2 protein-coding genes, 1 rRNA gene and 1 riboswitch are annotated in these 3743 nt (G+C 50.9%); all 3 genes read left to right on the top strand.

The features are described from left to right. Positions 1-76 (top strand): 23S ribosomal RNA (locus EV586_RS20480); the annotation flags it as partial. 226 nt (positions 77-302) lie between these two features. Next, positions 303-395, top strand: a riboswitch (cyclic di-GMP riboswitch). Positions 396-500: 105 nt separating this feature from the next. Beyond that, positions 501-1679: an ATP-grasp domain-containing protein gene (locus EV586_RS20475; protein WP_132946915.1), complete on the top strand. Its 1179-nt coding sequence runs from the start codon at positions 501-503 to the stop codon at positions 1677-1679. Positions 1680-1719: 40 nt separating this feature from the next. After that, complete coding sequence (locus EV586_RS20470; RefSeq protein WP_132946914.1) at positions 1720-3411, top strand: methyl-accepting chemotaxis protein; 1692 nt, start codon at positions 1720-1722, stop codon at positions 3409-3411. Positions 3412-3743: the final 332 nt, after the last annotated feature.

Here is a 3743-nt window from a genome sequence, read left to right as displayed (position 1 = left end):
AAGGTTGATAGGCTGGAGGTGGAAGCGCCGTGAGGCGTGCAGCTGACCAGTACTAATCGGTCGAGGGCTTATCCTAAGTAAGTCCAACACTCACTTTTTCGCATCCAGTTTTCAAGGAATCTCTGCAAAAAGACCCGATCTTAAAAGGATCGGGTCTTTTTTTACCTCTAGAAAAAAAGAGGTTTCATCTAAGGTATTACTTAATATGAATTTTCAGTTATTCAAGCTGAATATGTTTTTATTGAAAATTTCGGTGAAATGCGATAAGGTGTAATTATACCAGCAACTACAAAGGTGTAAAAATCGACAAATGGCAAACCCGTTGAAAGGCGGGGACGCAAAGCCACGGGTCTAAGGCGCTGTTCCGACAACGCTATGACAGCCGGGTTGCCGAACTTTTCCACGGTGGAATCTCAGGACAATTTCACTTCGGAATTGTCTATTTGCTGTCCCGTGCTGAAAATACTTCGGCGAATCCAACCAAATTGGAGGAGTCAAAGATGTTAGTACTCGGTCAAGCATTTGTTTCGCCTTATCTGGTAAAAACAGCAGCAGAGCTCAAAATTCCAGTAGTGAAGACTTCGCAGCACGTTCCGGTTCCGGCAGACAGAAAGCTGAACTGGAGATCGGCAACTTCTTTTTTCCGCACTTATAAGAATCGTACCGCACCGCTCTTGAGCAACTCGGAAAACGCATTGCAAGCGGTGGAGAACTATTTGCCGGACCACCCGCTGGCAGCGCGCAATGAGCGCTTTAAGAGCAAGACGCAATTTCGAAAAATGCTGGCAGATCTCTTCCCGGATTTTACGTATCTCACGTATTCGTTCGACGAGTTGATGAGACTGTCGCCGGCCAAGCTCCCGTTTCCGATCGTGGTCAAACCGGCGGTCGGCTATGCGAGCCTTGGGGTGTATCGTGTCGCCGATGCAAGGCAATGGGCGGACGTTCGCGTGAGACTGATGCGCGATGTGCGCGAGGCGCGTGACCTCTTTCCGGATACTGTACTCAACGTGGAGCAGTTCATCGTCGAGGAATGGATCGAAGGCGAGGAGTATGCCATTGACGGGTATATCAATGCACAAGGCGAACCGGTGGTGCTGAACGTGCTCAAACGCATGTTTGCACACGCCGGCGACACCTCTGACCGGATTTATTACACGAGCAAACAGGTCATGCAGGAAGCGATGGAACCGGTCACACACTTCATGCGCCAGTTGGCACAACTCGATGATCTGCGCTTGTATCCGATGCATTTGGAAGTGCGGATCTCTCCGACCGGCACATTGGTGCCAATTGAAGTAAACCCGATGCGCTTCGCCGGTATTGGCACTTGCGATTTGGCGATTCACGCCTATGGGGAGAATCTGTACGAGCACTTCTTCAACCAAACAAAACCTGACTGGAAAGAAATTCTCGAAAGGCAGGACGATGCGGTGTACAGCTTCTTCTGCGCTGAATTGCCTGTCGAATTGAACACGCTTAAAATCTCGGCCATCGACGATGAGGCGTTTCACAGCCAATTTGCAGATGTGCTGGAGTACCGCATCATGCACCGTTACGATCCGACCACCTTCGCGGTGGTGTTCTACCGGAGCGTTGATTTGGAAGAGAACAAACGACTGCTGCACTTGGATTTGAATCAGTTTATCAGTTTGCGCAACATGGAGGTCTCCGCGTAGTCCGCAGACCTTGGCAATCCGTAATGGGGGGACATTGGGCTTGAAATTCTTGAGATGGAATCATTCGATCGGCAGACAGATCTCGTTTGCATTTGTCGTGCCGCTGCTTTTGCTGACACTTGTGTTTCTTGGGGTGCTGTATCAGACCACGATGAGCATCGTAAACGACCATGTTATTTCACAATTCGAACAGCGCCTGGAATTGAACATGACCAATCTGACCAGTTCGATTCCGGAGGAACTGGTGTCGGCAGCATTGACCGACAAGTCGAAGTATCAGGAGCTGCTGACCAAACTCAATGACTTCACCAAGAAGAATGAAGGTCTGCAAAACGCATACGTCATCGCCAAAGTCGACGGCAAAGACGTGATTCTTGCCTTGAGCAACGAAGACTTGTATTTGGCAGAGCTGCCCTTCACAACGGAGCAGAACCAGGCATTGGAACAAGATGCGGAGACGGTCAGCGACATTTACGAGGATGACTGGGGCGTGCACAAATCGCTGTTCATGCCGTATGTGAATTCCAAGGCGGTCGTCGGGATCGATATGGACGCTTCCTTTGTCAACAACCTGAAGCGTTATGTCATGATTCTCAGCGTCGTGTTCCTGATCGCTGCGATCATCATCGGAGGAGCGATCGCGTTTGTAGTGGGCAACCGCTTGTCCCGTCCGATTATCGCGCTGGTCAAACACACTAAGCTGGTTGCGAAAGGCGACTTGACCACCTCGATGACGAACAACCGCCACGACGAGATCGGTCAACTGGCGGACAGCTTTGAGGAAATGCGCAAAAGTCTGGCCGGCATCATCAACTCGCTGCATCAAGACTCGATCGTGCTGGAGAACTCCAGTTCCACGCTGCAGATTGCACTGACCGAGCTGTCTGCCGGTTCGCAGCAAGTGGTGACGGCGATCACGGCAGAAGCGCAAGCGGCTGACAATCGTTCCGACCACTTGGAGACGGTCACCCAAATGGTGCACAGCGTCACCGACTCGGTCACGGTGGTCGACAAGCAGGTCACCGAGATGGCGATGCTCTCAGAAACTGCGCAAACGCTTTCGCAACAAGGTAACAGCCAAGTACAGCATCTTGCAGCCCAGATGAATGAGATTCAAATCTACGGAGCGGAAACGTCCTCCAAGCTGCAGCGGCTCGACCAGCGCACCAAGGAAATCTCCAACGTTATCGGCATCATCCGCACGATCGCTTCGCAGATCAACATGCTGTCATTGAACGCGACGATCGAAGCGGCGCGTGCCGGGGAGAACGGAAAAGGGTTTGCTGTCGTGGCACAAGAGATTCAAAAGTTGGCCAATCAGACCAACGATTCGGTAGCCAGCATCATTGAGAGCGTGCAAGTGATCACCGATGAGACGGTCAATGTCTTGGAATCGAACGCGAAGAGTTCGGAAGAGATCGAAAAAGGCGTGGTGCTGATTATGGAAAACGGCCGTCTGTTCGAAAAGATCCAAACATCGGTCTCCAGCCTGGCCAGCGGTGTTTCACACATCGTGGAACATACGGAAGGCATCGCACGCTCGGCCACACAGACGTTGTCGGCCGTACAGGAAGTGACTGCGATCTCGGTCGAAAGCGCGGCTGCACAGCAAGAGATCTCGGCGACCTCCCAGCAGCAGTACTCGTCGATTCAGCAGTTGGACCAGATGAGTGCGCAGATTCAGGAGATGGCGCAGGAACTGGCCAGCTTGATCAAGCAATTCAAGGTATAAGTGATAGGCGGATTGGCAAATGGATCAGAAAGACTGAGCTTGCAGAAGCTCAGTCTTTTCTTATTCCCGATGGCGCAAGTTTTGTTTGAGTTTGTTTGGCCGCTCAGATTGATAGGGTTGACGCTCGAATGGTAAGATAAGTCCTGTCGCCGCGAGAGAGCGGTGACGAGCGATTAGAATAAATTACCTGTTGAGCATTGCAGCACTATGTGGTATATTAGTAAACGTCACTTCGGTGGCACACGATTGATCCTTGAAAACTAAACGAGTGTTACAGAGATGAGATACGAGTCAAGATACAAGCTTTTCAACTTTTATTGAGAGTTTGATCC

This window comes from Tumebacillus sp. BK434 (genome assembly GCF_004340785.1).
GTDB lineage: Bacteria > Bacillota > Bacilli > Tumebacillales > Tumebacillaceae > Tumebacillus_A.
The sequence above is the reverse complement of the archived record's forward strand: the minus strand, read 5'-3'. Positions and strand labels throughout refer to the sequence as shown.